Consider the following 3,085-nt stretch of genomic DNA (forward strand, 5'->3'; position numbering starts at 1 on the left):
GGTGAACCAGGCGTCGACGACCACTACGGTCACCTCGTTCCCCGACCCCTCCGTGGTGGGCCAGACGGTCAACTTCACGGCCTTCGTGGGGCCGGTGTTCCCCGGTGGCGGCGTTCCGACCGGAACCGTCAGCTTTGTCATCACGAACGGGGTCACCACGGTGTCCCTCAGCGGCACCCTCGACGGCGCCGGCGTCACGACCGTCAGCACCAACGGGCTGGTGACCGCGGGCACTTACACCGTCACCGCGACCTACGGCGGCGACGCGAGCTACACCGGCTCCAGTGACACCGACACCCAGACCGTGCTCCCGGCGCTGACGACCACGACGGTCACCTCGTCGCCGGACCCGTCCGTGGTGGGGCAGCCGGTGACCTTCACGGCGACCGTCGCGCCGGTGGCGCCCGGTGCGGGTACGCCGACCGGGACGGTCACCTTCGTCATCTCCGGTGGTCCGACCTTGACCGGCACCCTCTCCGGCGGGACCGCGAGCGTCACGACCAGCGCGCTGGGCGTCGGCACGCACACGGTCACCGCGACCTACAGCGGTGACGCCAACTTCGCGCCGTCCGTCGGTACGGACACCCAGACGGTGAACCAGGCGTCGACGACCACCACCGTCACCTCGTCTCCCGACCCGTCGGTGTTCGGTGAGCCGGTGACCTTTACGGCGACCGTCGCGCCGGTGGCGCCCGGTGCGGGTACGCCGACCGGGACGGTCACCTTCGTCATCAGCGGTGGTCCGACGTTGACCGGCACCCTCTCCGGGGGCACGGCGAGTGTCACGACGAGCGCCTTGAGCGTCGGTACGCATACGGTCACGGCGACCTATAGCGGTGACGCCAACTTCACCTCGTCGGTCGGTACGGACACGCAGACGGTGAATCAGGCGTCGACGACCACTACGGTCACCTCGTCGCCGGACCCGTCCGTGGTGGGTGCGCCGGTGACGTTCACGGCGACGGTCTCGCCGGTTGCTCCGGGTGCGGGCACGCCCACGGGCACGGTGACGTTCGTGGCCACGGATGGTGTGACCACGGTGACGCTGACCGGCACTCTCAGTGGCGGTACGACCAGTGTGACCACCAGTGGTCTGGTGACCGCCGGCGTGTACACCGTGACCGCGACTTACAGCGGTGACGCGAACTTCTCGTCGTCGGTCGGCACGGACACCCAGACTGTGGGCCAGGCGTCGACGACCACTACGGTCACCTCATCTCCCGACCCGTCGGTGTTCGGTGAGCCGGTGACCTTCACGGCGACTGTGGCGCCGGTCGCGCCGGGCGCGGGCACCCCGACTGGGACGGTCACCTTCGTCATCAGTGGCGGTCCGACCTTGACCGGCACCCTGTCCGGCGGGACGGCGAGCGTCACGACCAGCGCGCTGGGCGTCGGTACGCACACGGTCACGGCGACCTACAGCGGTGACGCCAACTTCACCGGGTCCAGTGGCACGGACACTCAGACGGTCACCCCGTCGGCGACCACCACGACGGTCACGTCGTCGCCGGACCCGTCCGTGGTGGGTGCGCCGGTGACCTTCACGGCGACCGTCGCACCGGTTGCGCCGGGTGCGGGTACGCCCACGGGCACGGTCACATTCGTGGCGACCGACGGTGTGACCACGGTGACGCTGACCGGCACCCTCAGTGGCGGTACGACCAGCGTGACCACCAGTGGTCTGGTCACCGCCGGCGTGTACGCCGTGACCGCGACCTACAGCGGCGACGGCAGCTTCGTCGGCTCGGTCGGTGCGGACACCCAGACGGTGAATCAGGCGTCGACGACCACTACGGTCACCTCGTCTCCCGACCCGTCGCTGTTCGGTGAGCCGGTGACCTTCACGGCCACCGTCGCGCCGGTGGCGCCCGGTGCGGGTACGCCGACCGGGACGGTCACCTTCGTCATCAGCGGCGGTCCGACCCTGACCGGCACCCTCTCCGGAGGGACCGCGAGCGTCACGACCAGCGCGCTGAGTGTCGGCACCCACACCGTGACCGCGACCTACAGCGGTGACGCCAACTTCACCGGGTCCAGTGGCACGGACACGCAGACGGTGAACCAGGCGTCGACGACCACTACGGTCACCTCGTCGCCGGACCCGTCCGTGGTGGGTGCGCTGGTGACGTTCACGGCGACGGTCTCGCCGGTCGCGCCGGGTGCGGGTACTCCGTCGGGCACGGTCACATTCGTAGCGACGAATGGTGTGACCACGGTGACGCTGACCGGCACTCTCAGTGGCGGGACGACCAGCGTGACCACCAGTGGTCTGGTGACCGCGGGCGTGTACACCGTGACCGCGACCTACAGCGGTGACGCCGACTTCGCCGGCTCGGTCGGCACGGACACCCAGACGGTCATCCCGTCAGCGACCACCACTACGGTCACCTCGGCCCCCGACCCGTCGGTCTTCGGCGAGACGGTGACCTTCACGGCGATCGTCGCGCCGGTCGCGCCCGGTGCGGGTACGCCGACCGGGACGGTCACCTTCGTCATCAGCGGCGGTCCGACCCTGACCGGCACGCTGTCCGGCGGGACGGCGAGTGTCTCGACGAACGCGTTGAGCGTCGGCACCCACACCGTCACGGCGACCTACAGCGGTGACCCCAACTTCATCGGGTCCAGCGGCACGGACACGCAGACCGTGACCCTTGCGCTGACGACGACCACGGTTTCCTCGTCGCCGGACCCGTCCGTGGTGGGCGAGCCGGTGACCTTCACGGCCACCGTCGCGCCGGTCGCTCCGGGTGCGGGTACGCCCACGGGCACGGTCACATTCGTGGCGACCGACGGTGTGACCACGGTGGCGCTGACCGGCACTCTCATTGGCGGGACGACCAGTGTGACCACCACTGGTCTGGTGACCGCGGGCGTGTACGCCGTGACCGCGACCTACAGCGGCGACGGCAGCTTCGTCGGCTCGGTCGGTGCGGACACCCAGACGGTGGGCCAGGCGTCGACGACGACGGCGGTTTCCACGGCGCCGGACCCGTCGGTCGTGGGGGAGACGGTGACGTTCACGGCGACGGTCTCGCCCGTTGCGCCGGGTGCGGGTACGCCCACCGGCACGGTCACGTTCGTCGCG

The 3,085-nt window shown here is 70.2% G+C and carries 1 protein-coding gene; it reads left to right on the plus strand.

Going from position 1 to position 3,085, the window contains the following annotated elements:
• Window positions 1-3,085: beta strand repeat-containing protein (locus tag TU31_RS01370; protein ID WP_158894209.1), on the plus strand; the 3,085-nt coding region annotated here is incomplete at both ends.

Origin of the sequence: Streptomyces lydicamycinicus, assembly GCF_000829715.2 — a bacterium.
In the GTDB taxonomy this organism is placed as follows: domain Bacteria; phylum Actinomycetota; class Actinomycetes; order Streptomycetales; family Streptomycetaceae; genus Streptomyces; species Streptomyces lydicamycinicus.